Source organism: Pseudomonas sp. JAI115, assembly GCF_014200835.1.
In the GTDB taxonomy this organism is placed as follows: Bacteria; Pseudomonadota; Gammaproteobacteria; order Pseudomonadales; family Pseudomonadaceae; genus Aquipseudomonas; species Aquipseudomonas putida_A.
The window spans coordinates 400,661-417,564 of the sequence record NZ_JACHCY010000003.1 but is presented as its reverse complement, the minus strand read 5'-3'; the positions used below and the strand labels follow the sequence as shown (position 1 = coordinate 417,564).

The 16,904-nt window shown below is 59.4% G+C and carries 15 protein-coding genes; 12 read left to right on the top strand and 3 right to left on the bottom strand.

The window, feature by feature from the left end:
• Positions 1-38 precede the first annotated feature (38 nt).
• The 4 genes from trxB to infA all read left to right on the top strand — a co-directional run bounded on the left by trxB (position 39) and on the right by infA (position 2,837).
• Positions 39-998 carry a thioredoxin-disulfide reductase gene (gene trxB, locus HDC30_RS09825; protein ID WP_115990174.1) on the top strand — a complete coding sequence of 320 codons (960 nt, stop codon included), beginning with the start codon at positions 39-41 and terminating at the stop codon, positions 996-998.
• A 62-nt stretch (positions 999-1,060) separates the two neighbouring features.
• Positions 1,061-1,741 (top strand): leucyl/phenylalanyl-tRNA--protein transferase, encoded by a 681-nt coding sequence (aat, locus tag HDC30_RS09820; RefSeq protein WP_115990175.1) that lies wholly within the window; start codon positions 1,061-1,063, stop codon positions 1,739-1,741.
• A gap of 57 nt (positions 1,742-1,798) precedes the next feature.
• A complete protein-coding gene (locus HDC30_RS09815; RefSeq protein WP_027614671.1) occupies positions 1,799-2,506 on the top strand; it encodes an arginyltransferase in 708 nt (235 codons plus the stop codon).
• Between the two features lie 112 nt (positions 2,507-2,618).
• Positions 2,619-2,837 (top strand): translation initiation factor IF-1, encoded by a 219-nt coding sequence (gene infA / locus HDC30_RS09810; protein ID WP_002553999.1) that lies wholly within the window; start codon positions 2,619-2,621, stop codon positions 2,835-2,837.
• A gap of 1,050 nt (positions 2,838-3,887) precedes the next feature.
• Here infA and clpA read toward each other — a convergent pair.
• Complete coding sequence (gene clpA / locus HDC30_RS09805) at positions 3,888-6,158, bottom strand: ATP-dependent Clp protease ATP-binding subunit ClpA (RefSeq protein ID WP_183782666.1); 2,271 nt, start codon at positions 6,156-6,158, stop codon at positions 3,888-3,890.
• Positions 6,159-6,188: 30 nt separating this feature from the next.
• The gene (gene clpS, locus HDC30_RS09800; RefSeq protein WP_098968154.1) at positions 6,189-6,572 is read right to left on the bottom strand and encodes an ATP-dependent Clp protease adapter ClpS; all 384 of its coding nucleotides are present in this window, start codon (positions 6,570-6,572) and stop codon (positions 6,189-6,191) included.
• Positions 6,573-6,796: 224 nt separating this feature from the next.
• On the opposite strand from clpS, the gene HDC30_RS09795 reads away from it, so the two are divergent.
• Complete coding sequence (locus tag HDC30_RS09795; protein WP_097088214.1) at positions 6,797-7,078, top strand: cold shock domain-containing protein; 282 nt, start codon at positions 6,797-6,799, stop codon at positions 7,076-7,078.
• Between the two features lie 61 nt (positions 7,079-7,139).
• Here the strand turns inward: HDC30_RS09795 and icd are convergent, their stop codons facing one another.
• The gene (gene icd, locus HDC30_RS09790) at positions 7,140-8,396 is read right to left on the bottom strand and encodes an NADP-dependent isocitrate dehydrogenase (protein WP_003223831.1); all 1,257 of its coding nucleotides are present in this window, start codon (positions 8,394-8,396) and stop codon (positions 7,140-7,142) included.
• Between the two features lie 481 nt (positions 8,397-8,877).
• Here icd and HDC30_RS09785 point away from each other — a divergent pair, with 481 nt between their 5' ends.
• The 7 genes from HDC30_RS09785 to HDC30_RS09755 all read left to right on the top strand — a co-directional run bounded on the left by HDC30_RS09785 (position 8,878) and on the right by HDC30_RS09755 (position 16,719).
• Entirely contained in the window at positions 8,878-11,103 is a 2,226-nt protein-coding gene (locus HDC30_RS09785; protein ID WP_103369315.1) for an NADP-dependent isocitrate dehydrogenase, read from the top strand.
• 190 nt (positions 11,104-11,293) lie between these two features.
• The gene (locus HDC30_RS09780; protein ID WP_183782664.1) at positions 11,294-11,740 is read left to right on the top strand and encodes an NUDIX hydrolase; all 447 of its coding nucleotides are present in this window, start codon (positions 11,294-11,296) and stop codon (positions 11,738-11,740) included.
• A gap of 59 nt (positions 11,741-11,799) precedes the next feature.
• Positions 11,800-12,924: a tRNA 2-thiouridine(34) synthase MnmA gene (gene mnmA, locus HDC30_RS09775; RefSeq protein WP_027614667.1), complete on the top strand. Its 1,125-nt coding sequence runs from the start codon at positions 11,800-11,802 to the stop codon at positions 12,922-12,924.
• The gene (hflD, locus tag HDC30_RS09770; RefSeq protein WP_003223824.1) at positions 12,921-13,544 is read left to right on the top strand and encodes a high frequency lysogenization protein HflD; all 624 of its coding nucleotides are present in this window, start codon (positions 12,921-12,923) and stop codon (positions 13,542-13,544) included. The genes mnmA and hflD overlap by 4 nt, the downstream gene beginning before the upstream one ends.
• A gap of 127 nt (positions 13,545-13,671) precedes the next feature.
• Positions 13,672-15,042, top strand: a complete 1,371-nt coding sequence (gene purB / locus HDC30_RS09765; protein WP_027614666.1) for an adenylosuccinate lyase — start codon at positions 13,672-13,674, stop codon at positions 15,040-15,042.
• An 86-nt stretch (positions 15,043-15,128) separates the two neighbouring features.
• Complete coding sequence (locus HDC30_RS09760) at positions 15,129-16,301, top strand: cupin domain-containing protein (protein WP_115990176.1); 1,173 nt, start codon at positions 15,129-15,131, stop codon at positions 16,299-16,301.
• The gene (locus HDC30_RS09755) at positions 16,294-16,719 is read left to right on the top strand and encodes a GNAT family N-acetyltransferase (protein ID WP_003223818.1); all 426 of its coding nucleotides are present in this window, start codon (positions 16,294-16,296) and stop codon (positions 16,717-16,719) included. The genes HDC30_RS09760 and HDC30_RS09755 overlap by 8 nt, the downstream gene beginning before the upstream one ends.
• The last annotated feature ends 185 nt before the right edge of the window (positions 16,720-16,904 follow it).

Sequence of the window (16,904 nt, the reverse complement as noted above, 5' to 3'; positions counted from 1 at the left end):
CATTGTCTTTTGTGACAAAGGCTTATGAGGTGTATTTGATGAACGCAGCGAAGCATTCACGCCTGATCATTCTCGGTTCCGGCCCCGCCGGTTACAGCGCCGCCGTGTACGCTGCCCGTGCCAACCTCAAACCGGTGGTGATTACCGGGCTGCAGGCCGGTGGTCAGCTCACCACCACCGTCGAAGTCGACAACTGGCCTGGCGATGTCGAAGGCCTGACCGGCCCGGTGCTGATGGAGCGCATGCAAAAACACGCCGAGCGCTTTGCCACAGAGATCGTTTACGACCACATCCACACCGCCAAGTTGCAGCAGCGCCCGTTCGAACTCATTGGCGACAGCGGCACTTACACCTGCGACGCGTTGATCATCGCCACCGGCGCCTCGGCGCAGTATCTGGGCCTGCCCTCGGAAGAAGCCTTCGCCGGCAAAGGGGTTTCGGCCTGCGCGACCTGTGACGGCTTCTTCTATCGCAATCAGGTGGTCGCCGTGGTGGGCGGCGGCAATACCGCTGTCGAGGAGGCGCTGTACCTGTCGAACATCGCCAAAGAGGTGCATTTGATCCATCGCCGCGACAAATTGCGCTCGGAGAAAATCCTTCAGGACAAACTGTTCGAAAAAGCCGCCAGCGGCAATGTTCGCCTGCACTGGAACCAGAATCTGGACGAAGTGCTGGGCGATGCCAGCGGCGTGACCGGTGCGCGCCTGCGTGACAGCCACAGCGGACAGACCCACGAACTGACACTGGCCGGCGTGTTCATCGCCATCGGCCACAAACCCAACACCGACCTGTTTCAGGGCCAATTACCAATGCGCGACGGCTACCTGCTGGTCAAGGGCGGCAGCGACGGCGACGCCACCTCCACGGAGATCCCCGGCGTCTTCGCTGCCGGCGATGTGGCCGACCACGTCTACCGCCAGGCCGTGACCTCGGCCGGCGCCGGCTGCATGGCGGCACTGGACGCGGAGAAGTATCTGGACGACATTCCTGTCATTTAACGGCACACTTTAGCGCGGGCCTGATGCCCGCACTGCCCTCCCCTTCTGCAAGCCTGGACGCCATGCTGACTTGGTTACAACGCAATTCCCTGACCTTCCCGCCCCTGGAAAAGGCCATGCGCGATCCCAATGGATTGCTGGCTGCCGGTGGCGATCTGTCCGCCGATCGGCTGGTGCAGGCTTACCGGCACGGCTGTTTTCCGTGGTTCTCCGAAGGCCAGCCGATCCTCTGGTGGTCGCCGGACCCACGCACCGTTCTGTTTCCCGACGAGCTGCATGTCTCGCGCAGCCTCGGCAAATTGCTGCGCAAGCAACGCTACCAGGTGACCTTCGATCAGGATTTCGACGCCGTGATCCGTGCCTGCGCCGCCCCCAGGGATTACGCCGACGGCACCTGGATCACCGAAGCCATGCAGGACGCCTACCTCGAACTGCACCGCCGCGGCTTCGCCCACTCGGTCGAGGTCTGGGATCAGGGCCAACTGGTCGGCGGCCTGTATGGCCTGGCGATGGGTAAGCTGTTTTTCGGCGAATCGATGTTCAGCCGCGCCGACAACGCCTCCAAATTCGGCTTTGCCACGCTGGTGCAGCATCTGAAGGAAGCGGGATTCGTTCTGATTGACTGCCAGATGCCGACCGATCATCTGCACAGCCTCGGCGCCCGCGCGATCCCCCGCCACGAATTCGCCGACTATCTGGCTCGCCACCTGGATCAACCCAGTCGTGCCACCTGGGTTTGCTGAGCGACTTTTGCGCGCGTGGCTTACACTTAATTCACCAGCTTATCCCGAGGGTTGATCATGACCGAGTTGGCGCGCTTGAAGTTCTATGCCACTCAGCCTCATTCCTGCAGTTATCTGCCCGAGGAGCAGGCGACGACGCTGTTTCTCGATCCGAGTCAGCCCATGGATGTGCACGTCTACGCAGACCTGTCGGAAATGGGTTTTCGTCGCAGCGGCGATCATCTGTATCGGCCCCATTGCCAGAATTGCAATGCGTGCGTGCCTGCACGCATCCCGGTGGCGCAGTTCCTGCCCAACCGCCAGCAGAAACGCATTTTCAAACGCAATGCCGATCTGCAGGTACGCCCGGTAAAACCGCACTTCAGCGAAGAATATTTCGATCTGTACCAGCGCTACATCGAGCAGCGCCATGCCGACGGCGACATGTACCCGCCAAGTCGTGACCAGTTCTCGACCTTTCTGGTGCGCGATCTGCCCTTCTCGCGCTTTTATGAATTTCGTCTCGACGGACGGTTACTCGCCGTCGCGGTGACCGATCTGCTGCCCAATGGCTTGTCAGCGGTCTATACCTTCTACGAACCTGACGAAGAGCGCCGCAGCCTGGGTCGTTTCGCAATCCTGTGGCAAATCACCGAAAGCCAGCGCCTGGGGCTAGAGGCGGTGTATCTCGGTTACTGGATCAAGAACTGCAAAAAGATGAACTATAAGACCCAGTATCGCCCCATTGAATTGCTGATTAATCAGCGCTGGGTGATTCTTAACTGATCGCAAGCCGTAAACCCCTTGGCTTAAACCCCCTTTTTCGGGCACAATGCACGCCGCTTTTGCCTGGCGCAGTTGCACCGGGCCATTCATTGGACACCGAGGGCTTTACTGCATGTCGAAAGAAGACAGCTTCGAAATGGAAGGCACTGTCGTCGACACCCTGCCCAACACCATGTTTCGTGTGGAGTTGGAAAATGGGCACGTCGTAACCGCGCATATTTCCGGCAAGATGCGCAAGAACTACATTCGTATTCTTACCGGTGACAAAGTGCGCGTCGAGCTGACGCCCTATGACTTGAGCAAAGGGCGCATTACTTACCGCGCTCGTTAATCAAGTCAATACAAGACGCCCGGCTTTGCCGGGCGTTTTTGTTTGTCTGCGATTTGGGTTTGGGTTTGGGTTTGTGAGCATATCCGTTGCTGCGGGGGTTGCTGATTACGGTTCCGCCCTTACGGCGGGTCACTTTTTCCAAACGCCGAAAAAGTAACCAAAAAGGCTTCCCCCGGCGTACGGCACTTCGCTGAGGCTCAGTGTTCCCTCGCTACGGTGTCCATCAGGGGGCATCGCCTCCGGTTTGCTTCGCTGCACCTCCTCTCGATGGATGCGGCTTCGCCGCATGGCGCTGCGCGCCTAACCCCTGATGGACACCTTCGCTCGGCCTGCCGAAGGGGCTGAAGATCAAAAGCCACATCAAAAGCCAAAGCCAAAGCCAAAGCCAAAGCAAATCAAAAGATCACAGCCTTCGGCAGTTCCTACATGGGATTGGGTGTTTTCATTTGGAGTTTGGTCGGCTGACAGGCCGCCTTCGCGAGCAAGCCCGCTCCCACAGTGGATTGGGGTAGGCAGTTGGAGATTGGCAGACTGGTCGGCCGCCATCGCTGGCAGGCCAGCTCCCACAATTGGGCCGGGTGCATCAGCAAGAGATTGGTCGGCTGTCAGGCCGCCATCGCCAGCAGGCTGGCTCCTACAATTCAGAGAGCGTGCAACCCTGCGGCGAAGCCGCCCCACTCAACACAATGAGCGTTAGCTCGAGTAAAGCTTTTGATCTCAGGGCCCGTCGGCAGGCTGAGTGGAGGGATTTATCCGGGGGTGGGAGCGCAGCGACCGTTTGGCGCAGCCAAACACAGCGAGAGGAGGTGCAGCGAAGCAAACCGTAGGCGCTGCCCCCCGGATGAATCCCGCAGCGAAGGAACCCGAGCCTAGGCGAGGGCCGAACGTCAGGGTAAAGCCTTTTTGGTTACTTTTTCGGCGTCTGGAAAAAGTGACCCGCCGTAAGGGCGGAACCCCAAGCAGCCATAACCGCAGCAACGGATATACACCCAAAAACATCAGCCAACAAAAAGGCGCCCGAAGGCGCCTTCCAAACCAACAACCAAGCCGTCAGGCCATCTCCGCCGTAGTTTCGAAGTCAAACGTCAACTCACCATCCTTGATGTCGATGTGCACCACACCGCCATGCTCGGCCAGCTCGCCAAACAGAATCTCCTCCGCCAGCGGACGCTTGATCTTGTCCTGGATCAGACGGGCCATCGGACGTGCGCCCATCGCCGAATCGTAACCACCGGCCGCCAGCCAACTGCGCGCCGTATCGGTAACCTCCAGCAACACACGCTTGTCTTCCAGCTGCGCCTGCAGTTCGGTAAGGAACTTGTCCACCACGCTTTTGATGACCTCATGACTGAGGCGACCAAACTGAATGATGGTGTCCAGACGGTTACGGAACTCCGGCGTGAAGCTCTTCTTGATCACTTCCATCGCATCAGACGAGTGGTCCTGATGGGTGAAACCGATCGAAGCACGCGCCGCGGTTTCGGCGCCGGCGTTGGTGGTCATGATCACGATCACGTTGCGGAAATCCGCCTTGCGCCCGTTGTTGTCGGTGAGCGTGCCGTGGTCCATCACCTGCAGCAGCAGGTTGAAGACTTCCGGATGCGCCTTCTCGATTTCATCGAGCAGCAATACACAGTGCGGCTGCTTGGTGATCGCTTCGGTCAACAGACCGCCCTGATCAAAGCCGACATAGCCCGGAGGCGCACCGATCAGACGCGATACGGTGTGGCGCTCCATGTACTCGGACATGTCGAAGCGCACCAGTTCGATACCCAACGCCTTGGCCAGTTGCCGCGCGGCCTCGGTTTTACCGACACCGGTAGGACCGGCGAACAGGAACGAACCGACTGGCTTGTCAGGCGACTTGAGGCCGGCACGGGACAGTTTGATCGCGGTCGACAGCGAATCGATCGCCGCATCCTGACCAAACACCGTCAGCTTCAGGTCGCGCTCCAGGTTACGCAGCAGTTCCTTGTCGGAGCTGGTGACGTGCTTCGGCGGAATCCGCGCGATCTTCGCCACAATGTCTTCAACCTGCGGCACTTCGATGCGTTTGACGCGCATCTCGACCGGCTGCAGGCGCTGATAGGCACCTGCCTCGTCGATCACGTCGATGGCCTTGTCCGGCATATGCCGGTCATTGATGTAGCGCGATGCCAGCTCGGCAGCGGCGCGCAACGACTCATCGCTGTATTCGATGTTGTGGTGCTGTTCGAAACGCCCTTTCAGGCCGCGCAGGATACCGATGGTGTCTTCCACCGACGGCTCGACAACATCGACCTTCTGGAAGCGTCGTGCCAGCGCACGATCCTTCTCGAAGATGCCACGGAATTCCTGGAACGTGGTCGAGCCGATGCAGCGAATGTCGCCAGACGACAGCAGCGGCTTGAGCAGGTTCGAGGCATCCATTACGCCACCGGACGCAGCGCCCGCACCGATGATGGTGTGGATCTCGTCGATGAACAGGATCGCCTGCGGACGTTTTTTCAGTTCATTGAGCAGCGCCTTGAAGCGCTTCTCGAAATCACCGCGATACTTGGTGCCCGCGAGCAGAGCACCGAGATCGAGCGAATAGACGACGCTGTTGGCCAGCAGATCCGGCACCTGGTTGTCGACAATACGCTTGGCCAGGCCTTCGGCAATCGCGGTTTTACCCACGCCTGCCTCGCCGACCAGCAACGGATTGTTCTTGCGCCGGCGCGCAAGAATCTGCGCGACACGCTCGACTTCCGATTCGCGGCCGACCAGCGGATCAATGCGACCCTGGCGCGCGAGTTCGTTGAGATTGCTGGCATAAGCATCCAGCGGATTGCCTGAAGAAGAAGACTCACCGCCCTCGTCGTCCTGCATATCTTGTTCACCTTCAGAGTGATCGCCGTGCCCTGGCACTTTGGAAATGCCGTGGGCGATGTAATTGACGACATCAATGCGCGCAACGCTCTGCTGTTTCAGCAGGAATACGGCCTGACTCTCTTGCTCACTGAAGATTGCAACCAGCACGTTGGCGCCGGTTACTTCGCGTTTGCCCGAGCTCTGCACATGGAAGACAGCACGTTGCAGTACACGCTGGAAGCCCAGGGTTGGCTGGGTTTCGCGATCTTCGTCGTGGACGGGGATCAATGGCGTGGTGGAGTCGATGAACTCCTGCAGGTCGTGCTTGAGTTTGTCGAGGTTTGCGCCGCAGGCACGCAATACGGTGGCGGCAGCCTCATTGTCCAATAGGGCCAGCAGCAGGTGTTCGACGGTCATGAATTCATGACGCTTCGAACGAGCCTCCTTGAAGGCAAGATTGAGGGTGACTTCGAGCTCGCGGTTTAACATAGCTTCACCTCATACCCAAGTGGTCGGCGATTAACCGTCCTTCTCGATTTCACAGAGTAGCGGATGCTGGCTTTCCCTGGCGTACTGGTTGACCTGCATGGCCTTTGTCTCGGCGATGTCGCGGGTAAACACTCCACATACTGCCCGTCCTTCTGTGTGAACGGCCAGCATGACCTTGGTCGCCAGCTCGCGATTCAGGTTAAAAAACACCTCGAGCACTTCGACGACGAAATCCATCGGTGTGTAGTCATCATTGAACAAAACCACCTTGTACATCGGCGGCGCCTGTAACGCAGGCTTTGCTTCCTGAACAGCAACGCCTGCCGAATCGTCGTCGTGCTCCTGTGGATGATCCTTTTGGAGAAGCGGGCGATCCTGATTGAATGTTAGTCGAATCTGGCTGATTGCATGCATGGAAAGAAAGGTTCGTCAGTTGTGCAAATACAGTGGTGGGGGCGGCTGTACACCTTTTCAACTCCAACTGCCCGGTCACCTTGACTATCGGGAAAACGGTGTTACAACCAATAGAGCCCACAGTGGGTAAAAAAGATCCGCGGAGTCAATCCTTTTAACGGATTAGATTGCGGATGTCCTGGATGATACTCCAGCGATGGAGTCTGTTGCAGAGGGATTTGAGCATGGCTGTCGGCAAGGTCAAGTGGTTCAACAATGCCAAGGGATTCGGCTTCATCAACACCGATGCCCGCGAAGGACGAGACGAGGATGGCAAGGACATAGATTTCTTTGCGCACTACTCGGCTATTGAGATGGTCGGGTATAAAACCCTCAAGGCCGGGCAGGTCGTCAGTTTCGACATCGTTCAGGGCCCCAAAGGCCTGCACGCGGTAAAGATCACAGCGGCGCCCGTGGCAAGCGAATCGGCTACGCCTGCCCCTCATAAAGAAAAGGTGTCGGGCTGACATAACCGTCACCCGGACATGAAAAAACCGCCCGAAGGCGGTTTTTTTGTACCTGCATGGCTTACATGTGCTTGATGATCGCCTCACCGAAGCCCGAAGAAGACACCAGTGTGGCACCTTCCATCAGACGCTCGAAGTCATAGGTAACGGTCTTGGCCTTGATGGCGCCGTTGGTGCCCTTGATGATGAGATCCGCCGCTTCGGTCCAGCCCAGATGACGCAACATCATCTCGGCCGACAGAATCACCGAGCCCGGGTTGACCTGGTCCTTGCCGGCGTACTTCGGCGCGGTACCATGGGTCGCCTCGAACATGGCCACGGTGTCGGACAGGTTGGCGCCCGGCGCGATACCGATACCGCCCACTTCCGCCGCCAGGGCGTCGGAGAGGTAGTCACCATTGAGGTTCAGCGTGGCGATCACGTCGTACTCGGCCGGACGCAGCAGGATCTGCTGGAGCATGGCGTCGGCGATGGCATCCTTGACGATGACTTCACGGCCGGTTTTCGGGTTCTTGAATTTCATCCATGGGCCGCCATCAAGCAGCTCGGCGCCGAATTCTTCCTTCGCCACCTCGTAGCCCCAGTCCTTGAAGGCACCTTCGGTGAATTTCATGATGTTGCCCTTGTGCACGATGGTCAGCGACTTGCGGTCGTTGTCCACCACGTATTGCAGGGCCTTGCGCACCAGACGTTTGGTGCCTTCCTTGGAAACAGGCTTGATGCCGATACCGCAATCCTGGTCGAAACGGATCTTGGTGACGCCCATTTCTTCTTTCAGAAACTTGATGACCTTGGTGGCCTCAGGGGAGCCGGCCTTCCATTCGATACCGGCATAAATGTCTTCGGAGTTCTCGCGGAAAATCACCATGTCGACGTCGCCAGGCTTTTTCACCGGGCTTGGCACACCTTCGAACCACACCACGGGACGCAGGCACACATACAGATCGAGTTGCTGGCGCAGGGCTACGTTGAGGGAGCGGATGCCACCACCGACCGGGGTGGTCAGCGGGCCCTTGATGGAGACCACGTAATCCTTGACGGCGTCCAGGGTTTCCTGGGGCAGCCAGGTGTCCTGGTCGTAGACCTGGGTCGCTTTTTCGCCAGCATAAACCTCCATCCAGGAAATCTTGCGCTTGCCCCCATAGGCCTTGGCCACGGCAGCATCAACCACTTTGATCATCACCGGGCTGACGTCGACGCCAATGCCGTCACCTTCAATGAAGGGGATGATCGGGTTATCAGGAACATTGAGAGAATGGTCTGCATTGACGGTGATTTTGTCGCCGACGGCTGGAACCTGAATCTTCTTGTAACCCATGCTGAACTCCATTGTTTGGATTGAACATCTGGCTTGGTTCGAGCGTAACCCAGTTAAATCAACACGCAAACCCTCTGTTCACGGCGCGGCCACATCTGGTCTCGTACAAGCCTGAAAGCAAAGGGAAAAGCGCCAAACTCAAGCATTCGCAGCGACTCTACGCCCCACCCGCCCCTGCGACCTTTAGACCAATGGACGAGAATCGTTGCATATGAACCATCGGCAGATTGCCAGCTACCTATGTATAATGCCGCCCGCTGACCAAAGGGTCACGACGGCTGGCCTCTCTAGCACGAGACTTTCCGCCTGATTGGTCGGGTTGTTACCGCAGTCCGACTGCTTGACGCTCTACTGATGCACCCAACATCACCGCGAAGAATCTCGACATTCGGTTCATGGATGACTTTGAACGAACGCGCTTACCCGGCGCCCCTCGAGTTTCTGCGCACGCTTTAGCAAAGAAGAGAGAGTTAATCCGAATATGCCCACCCGCTCGAAGATCATCTATACCTTCACCGACGAAGCTCCAGCCCTCGCCACCTATTCCCTGCTGCCGATCATCGAGGCTTACACCGCCTCGGCCGATATCGCCGTGGAAACCCGCGATATCTCTCTTGCAGCACGCATCCTGGCCAGCTTCCCCGAGCAACTGGGCGACAAAGCCGTAGCCGACCACCTCGCCGAACTGGGCGACCTGGCCGTTACGCCTGAAGCCAACATCATCAAGCTGCCGAACATCAGTGCTTCGGTGCCTCAGCTGCAAGCAGCGATCAAAGAACTGCAAGCCCAGGGTTACAACCTGCCGGACTACCCGGAAACCGTGACCAACGACGCCGAAAAAGAAGCCAAGGCGCGTTACGACAAGGTCAAGGGCAGCGCCGTGAACCCGGTTCTGCGTGAAGGCAACTCCGACCGCCGCGCTCCGCTGTCGGTAAAAAACTACGCTCGCAAGCACCCGCACAAAATGGGCGCCTGGGCCAAAGACTCCAAATCCCACGTCGCTCACATGAGCACCGGCGATTTCTACGGCAGCGAAAAAGCTGCCCTGATCGACGCCGCTGACGCTGTGAAAATCGAGCTGATCGCCAAAGACGGCACCGCGACCGTCCTGAAAGAAAAAACCAGCGTTCAGGCTGGCGAGATCCTCGACTGCGCCGTGATGAGCAAAAACGCCCTGCGTGCGTTCATCGCCGCTGAAATCGAAAGCGCCAAGGCCCAGGGCGTGCTGCTCTCGGTTCACCTGAAAGCGACCATGATGAAGGTCTCCGACCCGATCATGTTCGGCCAGATCGTTGCCGAGTTCTATAAAGACGCCCTGACCAAGCACGCTGACGTGCTGGCCCAGATCGGCTTCAACCTGAACAACGGCATTGGCGATCTGTACGCGCGCATCAAGGCCCTGCCGGCCGAGCAGCAAGCACAGATCGAAGCTGACATCGCAGCGGTCTACGCTGCTCGCCCATCGCTGGCGATGGTCAACTCCGACAAGGGCATCACCAACCTGCACGTGCCGAGCGACGTCATCGTCGACGCCTCGATGCCAGCGATGATCCGTGACTCCGGCAAGATGTGGGGCACCGATGGTCAGCTGCACGACACCAAGGCTGTGATCCCGGATCGTTGCTACGCAACCATCTACCAGGCTGTGATCGAAGATTGCAAAGCCAATGGCGCGTTCGATCCGACCACCATGGGCAGCGTGCCAAACGTTGGCCTGATGGCGAAGAAAGCCGAAGAGTACGGCTCGCACGACAAGACCTTCCAGATCAAGGCTGACGGCGTGGTTCGCGTTACCGACAGCAAGGGCAAGCTGCTGATGGAGCAGGCTGTTGAAGCCGGCGACATCTTCCGCATGTGCCAGACCAAAGATGCGCCGATCCAGGACTGGGTCAAACTGGCCGTCAACCGTGCTCGCGCCAGCAGCACCCCGGCGATCTTCTGGCTGGACCCGATGCGCGCCCACGACGGCGTAGTGATCGAGAAGGTTCAGGCTTACCTGAAGGATCACGACACCAGCGGTCTGGACATCCAGATCATGGCGCCGGTCGATGCCATGAAGTACACCCTGCAGCGCACCCGCGAAGGCAAGGACACCATCTCGGTGACCGGCAACGTACTGCGCGACTACCTGACCGACCTGTTCCCGATCATGGAACTGGGCACCAGCGCCAAGATGCTGTCGATCGTGCCGCTGATGAACGGTGGTGGCCTGTTCGAAACCGGCGCTGGCGGTTCGGCTCCGAAGCACGTGCAGCAACTGGTTGAAGAGAACTTCCTGCGCTGGGATTCGCTGGGCGAATTCCTGGCTCTGGCAGCCTCCCTTGAGCATTTGGGTGTGAACTACAACAACCCGAAAGCGCTGGTTCTGTCGAAAACCCTGGATCAGGCCACCGGTCAGTTCCTCGACAACAACAAGTCGCCATCGCGCAAGGTCGGCAACATCGACAACCGCGGCAGCCACTTCTACCTGGCGCTGTACTGGGCTCAGGCCCTGGCCGCCCAGACCGAAGACGCTGCACTGCAAGCGCAGTTCGCGACCCTGGCCAAAACCCTGACCGAGAACGAGGCGACCATCGTTGCCGAGCTCAACGCCGTGCAGGGCAAGCCAGTGGACATCGGTGGTTACTACCACGCCGACGCCGAGCTGATCAGCAAGGCCATGCGCCCAAGCGCAACCTTCAACGCGGCGATTGCTGCGCTGGTTTAAGGTTGTAAAGGGAACATCACAAACCCCGGCCGTGTGCCGGGGTTTGTGTTTTCAGAATTCACAAAAATCCCTGTGGGAGCGAGCCTGCTCGCGAATGCGGTTTATCATTCACCACCTTCGTTGACTGACCCAACGCTTTCGCGAGCAGGCTCGCTCCCACAGTTGACCGCGCTACCATCGAGGAAACCCTATGGAATGGCTCCCCCACATCACCGTCGCCACCATCGTCGAAGACAACGGCCGCTTCCTGATGGTCGAAGAGCACAAGGGCGGGCGTAATGTGCTCAACCAGCCCGCCGGCCACCTGGATCCGGACGAAACCCTGATCGAAGCCGCCATCCGCGAAACCCTTGAGGAAACCGGCTGGGACGTCGAACTCACCGGCGTGATCGGCATTTATCTGTATACCGCGCCGAGCAACGGCGTGACGTATCAACGCGTGTGCTTCAGCGCCAAAGCAGTGAAACACCACCCCGACTATCAACTGGACGACGGCATCGTCGGCGCCAAGTGGTTGACCCGTAGCGAATTAATCGCTCAGCGCGACAACTGGCGCAGCGAGCTGATCATCCGCTGCATCGACGACTATCTGGCCGGTCATCACTTCAGTCTCGAACTGATCCGCCCTTCTCTTTAGCCTTGAGGCCGTGAGCCTGCTAGAATCGCGTCCTTTTTCAAGACACTCATTGAATCCCTATGCGTGATCCAGCCCCTTCTGACACATCCAAGAAGCGCGTCATTGTCGGCATGTCCGGCGGCGTGGACTCTTCCGTTTCCGCTCTCCTGCTGATCGAGCAGGGTTACGAGGTGGAAGGCCTGTTCATGAAGAACTGGGAAGAAGACGACGGAACGGAATACTGCACCGCCATGGACGACCTGGCGGATGCCCAGGCCGTGTGCGACAAGATCGGCATCAAGCTGCACACCGCCAACTTCGCCGCCGAGTACTGGGACAACGTGTTCGAGCACTTCCTCGCCGAATACAAGGCCGGTCGCACGCCGAATCCGGACATCCTGTGCAACCGCGAGATCAAGTTCAAGGCGTTCCTCGACTACGCCATGATGCTTGGCGCCGACCTGATCGCCACCGGCCACTACGTGCGCCGTCGCGACATCGATGGTCGTACCGAATTGCTCAAGGGCCTCGATCCGAACAAGGATCAGAGCTACTTCCTGCACGCCGTCGGCGGCGAACAGATCGCCAAGACCCTGTTCCCGGTCGGTGAACTGGAAAAGCCGGAAGTGCGCGCCATCGCCGAGAAATACGAGCTGGCGACCGCCAAGAAGAAGGATTCCACCGGGATCTGCTTCATCGGCGAGCGACGTTTCAGCGATTTCCTCAAGCAATACCTGCCGGCGCAACCGGGCGAGATCAAGACCACCGAAGGCGAAGTCATCGGCCGTCACCACGGCTTGATGTACCACACCATCGGTCAGCGCCAGGGCCTCGGCATCGGCGGTTTGAAAGACGCCGGCGATGAGCCGTGGTACGTGCTGCGCAAGGATCTGGACACCAACGAGCTGATCGTCGGCCAGGGCAACAACCATCCGTGGCTGTTCTCCAGCGCCCTGCTCGCTTCGGAAATCTACTGGGTCAATCCGATCGACCTGAGCCAGCCACTGCGCCTGACCGCCAAAGTGCGTTATCGCCAGAGCGATCAGGCTTGCACCCTGGAAAAAACCGAAAACGGCTACCGCGCCGTGTTCGACGAACCGCAACGCGCGGTAACCCCGGGTCAGTCCGTGGTGTTCTATGACGGTGAAATCTGCCTCGGTGGCGGCGTGATCGAAGTGGCCGAGCCGTGGAGCGGCCAGGCATGAGCCCGACTCAGGAGCAACTGACGGCGCTGGGCGGGGTGTTTCTCGCCGCGGTGCTGGTCGACCGCATCGCCAAGACCGGCCAGACCAGCGAGGCCGGCCTGAGCTGCATGCTCGGCAGCCTGCTGGTACGCGACCCGAAGGACACACTGGACGTGTACGGCGGCGACGACCTCAATCTGCGCGAGGGTTATCGGGCATTGATCGGCGCCCTCGAGCGCGACCCGAGCACCCTGCAGCGCGAACCGCTGCGCTACGCCCTGTCGATGCTCGGCCTGGAACGCCAACTGGCCAAACGTGACGACATGCTCGACACCATTGGCAAACGCCTGCCGCAGATCCAGTCGCAGGTCGAGCACTTCGGCCCGGCCCACGAAAACGTGATCGCCGCTTGCGGTGCGCTGTATCAGGACACCCTGAGCACCCTGCGCCAGCGGATTCAGGTGCATGGCGACATGCGCAACCTGCAGCAACCGAGCAACGCCTCGAAGATCCGCGCCCTGCTGCTGGCCGGCATCCGTTCGGCACGCCTGTGGCGACAGCTCGGCGGCCACCGCTGGCAGTTGGTGATCAGCCGGCGCAAGCTGCTCAAAGAGCTGTATCCGTTGATGCGCAGCGAGTAAATCGTCGCGCAATAAAAGTTTTGTAGTCTGTAGCGCGTAATACGCCGGTCAGTTGGCAACGGACCGGCGGATTTTTTCATGTATGATACGCGCCCCATTTCGTTGCCCGACTGTCCGAGAACACCCCATGCAGCTCTCTTCGCTCACTGCGGTTTCCCCTGTTGACGGCCGCTACGCCGGCAAAACCCAGGCCCTGCGCCCGATTTTCAGCGAGTACGGCCTGATCCGTGCCCGCGTCCTGGTTGAAGTGCGCTGGCTCCAGCGCCTAGCCGCCCACGCCGGTATCCCGGAAGTGCCAGCCTTCTCCGCCGAGGCCAACGCCGTTCTCAATGAACTGGCTGAAAACTTCTCGCTGGAGCACGCTGAGCGCGTCAAAGAGATCGAGCGCACCACCAACCACGACGTCAAGGCGATCGAATACCTGCTCAAGGAGCAGGCGGCCAAGCTGCCGGAGCTGGCCAAGGTCAGCGAATTCATCCACTTTGCCTGCACCAGTGAAGACATCAACAACCTGTCCCACGCCCTGATGCTGCGCGAAGGCCGTGACGACGTGATGCTGCCGCTGATGCGCCAGACTGCCAACGCCATCCGCGAACTGGCGATCCGTTTCGCCGACGTGCCGATGCTGTCGCGCACCCACGGTCAACCGGCCTCCCCGACTACTCTGGGTAAAGAGCTGGCGAACGTGGTTTACCGTCTCGAGCGTCAGATCGCTCAAGTCGCTGCCGTGCCGCTGCTGGGCAAGATCAATGGCGCCGTGGGCAACTACAACGCGCACCTGTCGGCCTACCCGCAGATCGACTGGGAAGCCAACGCCCGCGCCTTCATCGAAGACGAGCTGGGTCTGGGCTTCAACCCGTACACCACGCAGATCGAACCGCACGACTACATCGCCGAGCTGTTCGACGCGATCGCGCGCTTCAACACCATCCTGATCGACTTCGACCGTGACATCTGGGGCTACATCTCCCTGGGTTATTTCAAGCAGCGCACCATCGCTGGCGAAATCGGTTCGTCGACCATGCCGCACAAGGTCAACCCGATCGACTTCGAAAACTCCGAAGGCAACCTGGGCATCGCCAATGCACTGTTCCAGCACCTGGCGAGCAAACTGCCGATCTCCCGCTGGCAGCGCGACCTGACCGACTCCACCGTACTGCGCAACCTCGGTGTGGGCTTTGCTCACAGCGTGATCGCCTACGAAGCCAGCCTCAAAGGCATCAGCAAACTCGAGCTCAACGCTGACAAGATCGCTGCCGATCTGGACGCTTGCTGGGAAGTATTGGCCGAGCCGATCCAGACCGTGATGCGCCGCTACAACATCGAAAACCCGTACGAAAAGCTCAAAGAACTGACCCGCGGCAAGGGCATCAGCCCTGAAGCGCTGCAGACTTTCATCGACGGCCTGGACATGCCAGCCGAAGCGAAAGCCGAGCTGAAACAGCTGACCCCGGCCAACTACATCGGCAACGCTGTGGCGCAAGCCAAACGCATCTGATTCACCGCTTGACCCGTTTGAGACGCCCGGCCGCGCCGGGCGTTTTTATTCCCGTCTGAAAAATGCTTTTTTTCAATAGGTTACACATGAATCCTGATACTCCTCTTCAACTTCTGGGCGGTCTCACGGCGCGCGAATTCATGCGCGATTACTGGCAGAAAAAGCCGCTGCTGATCCGTCAGGCCATCCCTGACTTCGAAAGTCCGATCGACGCCGACGAACTGGCCGGTCTGGCCCTGGAAGAAGAGGTCGAGTCGCGCCTGGTGATCGAGCACGGCGAGCGCCCGTGGGAGCTGCGTCGCGGCCCGTTCGCCGAAGACGAATTCAGCAAGCTGCCGGAAAAAGAGTGGACCCTGCTCGTTCAGGCCGTTGACCAATTCGTCCCGGAAGTCAGCGAACTGCTGGAAAACTTCCGCTTCCTGCCGAGCTGGCGCGTCGATGACGTGATGATCAGCTTCGCCGCCCCAGGTGGCAGCGTCGGCCCGCACTTCGACAATTACGACGTGTTCCTGCTGCAAGGCCACGGCCAGCGCAACTGGAAAATCGGCCAGATGTGCGACTCCGACAGCCCGCTGCTGCAACACGCGGATCTGCGCATCCTCGCCGAATTCCACGAGACCGAAGAATGGGTGCTGGAACCGGGCGACATGCTTTACCTGCCACCGCGCCTGGCCCACTGCGGTGTCGCCGTCGACAACTGCATGACCTACTCGGTCGGCTTCCGCGCGCCGAGCGCTTCTGAAGTACTGACCCACTTCACCGACTTCCTCAGTCAGTTCCTGACTGACGAAGAACGCTACACCGACGCCGATGCGAAACCGGTCAGCGATGATCCACATCAGATCCAGCACGACGCACTCGGCCGCCTGAAAAGCCTGCTTGCCGAGCACATGAGCGACGAGCGCCTGCTGCTGACCTGGTTCGGCCAGTACATGACCGAACCGCGCTACCCGGAACTGGTGGTCGGCCCGGAAGACGTTGAAGAAGATGACTTCCTCAACGCTCTGCAGGACGGCGCAGTGCTGATCCGCAACCCGAGCGCGCGTCTGGCCTGGTCGGAAGTCGATGACGACCTGCTGCTGTTCGCCAGCGGCCAGAGCCGTTACCTGCCGGGCAAGCTGCGCGAGCTGCTGAAGATGATCTGCGCCGCCGATGCGCTGCATGTCGACAACCTCGGCGAGTGGCTGAACGACGAAGACGGTCGCGGCCTGCTGTGCGAGCTGCTCAAACAAGGCAGCCTGGGATTTGCCGATGAATAAGATTCGCGTACGTGTCGCAGACTGGCAAAAGGACAACGCCGAGATCCGGCGCATTCGTGAAACGGTGTTCATCGCCGAACAATCGGTGCCACCCGAGCTGGAATGGGACGCCGATGACGCGACCGCCGTGCATTTTCTGGCGTTCGAAGGCGACTTTCCGATCGGTACCGCCCGCCTGTTGCCCGACGGGCACATTGGTCGGGTTTCGGTACTGAAGGACTGGCGCGGGATGAAGGTGGGCGATGCGCTGATGCAAGCGGTCATCGCCGAAGCCGAAGCCCGCGGCCTGCAGCAGCAGATGCTCAGCGCCCAGGTACAGGCCACGGCGTTCTATGAGCGCCTGGGCTTCAGCCTGGTCAGCGAGGAATTCCTCGAAGCCGGGATTCCGCATGTCGATATGGTTCGGCATTCGGCCTGACCTGAAGTGATCCTGTAATTTCTGGAGATTTTGTGATCTCTGGAGATCCTGTGGTGAGGGGATTTATCCCCGATGGGTCGCGGAGCGGCCCCAAAATTTCAGGTCTGCTTCGCAGCCCATCGGGGATAAATCCCCTCACCACAAAGGCTCTTGAGCCCCCCTCAAAACGCCCCGCCATTTTCCGA